We start from the raw sequence: 1290 nt of genomic DNA on the forward strand, positions 1-1290 counted from the left end.
CGGGTTATAGGCCAAAATATGTGTATGGCGGGGGCTTGCTTGCCTGCGATAGCAACGTTCTAGGGGCTTTGACATGCTCTGGGAGCATGTCTGGTGCCCCTTCCACGAAACAGACCCTCTTGTGGTGTATGTGCTCAACCGTTGGTGAAGAACGGGAGGACCAGCGCTGATCGGACTCGATGGCGATGTCCGCGGTGCGGGGCCTCAACCACCATCCACCGCGAACAGCTCACCCGACGAGCCCAACTGGACTGGTTTCACGCCTGGCTTCTGCACGGAGCGAAGAGCAGCGATTTCAGCGGTAGCCCCCGCACCTTCAGGAGAGCTACCGCCTGGTGCTGGCGAGTACCTGTCCCACGCCCGGAGCCGACCGGGGTGATCCACCACCAGATCATGCTCGATGGCACCTACTTCAACGGCTGGTGCGTGCTCATCGCCTACACCGGCACCCACGTGGTGGACTGGCAATGGTGTGACCACGAGAAGAAAGCCGCCTGGGTGGCGCTGTTGAACCGGATCCCGGCCCCGGTCGTGGCCATCGTCGACGGTGGCACCGGCCTGCACGCGGCCCTGCGCCAGGTCTGGCCCCACACCGCGGTTCAGCGCTGTTACTTCCACATCTACACCGCTATCCGCCGGCACCTGAGCCTGTCTCCACGCCTGGAAGCCGGCCAAGAACTGATGAGTCTGACCCGGGCGCTGATGGCAGTGGCCGACCTGGACCAAGCCGCGGTCTGGATGGGCGCCTACGCCACCTGGGAAGCGAAGTGGGAGACGTTCTTGAAACAACGCTCCCGCCCGGGCAAAGGAGTACTACGCCCCACTGGGGTGAACGAGGACCGTGCCTGGTGGTACACCCATCAACGCCTACGCCGAGCCCGCGGCTTCTACCGGACCCTGATCCGCCACCACAACCTCTTCACCTGGCTCAACCCCGAGTTGGCATCACAGACCGGGGTGAAGATCGACCGCACGACCTCTCCGTTGGAGGGCGGGCCAAACAAGGCCATCAAAGAACTCTTGCGAGCCCACCGCGGAATGCCCGACAAGCACGCTCGACGGGCCGTGGACTGGTTACTGAACTCCCTCACCGAACACCCCAGAAACCCCTGGGACCTCGCACGGAAGAACACTGGAACCCACCACCGACACGCCCCCAACACCAGGACGAACCGATCGGGCCGACCCTCTATGACAACGCCTTCAGTGCCGAAGACGGCAACGGCATCCAACACGGCTGGGCAGGCCGAAACCACCCATGACACACCCGAGCCATACACACATTTTGGC

The 1290-nt window shown here is 63.3% G+C and carries 1 pseudogene; it reads left to right on the top strand.

The features are described 5' to 3' along the window. Positions 1-93: 93 nt before the first annotated feature. Positions 94-1262 (top strand): annotated as a pseudogene (locus YO9_RS0115835) (IS1249 family transposase). The last annotated feature ends 28 nt before the right edge of the window (positions 1263-1290 follow it).

This window comes from Kocuria atrinae C3-8, from assembly GCF_000286355.1.
GTDB lineage: Bacteria > Actinomycetota > Actinomycetes > Actinomycetales > Micrococcaceae > Kocuria > Kocuria atrinae_A.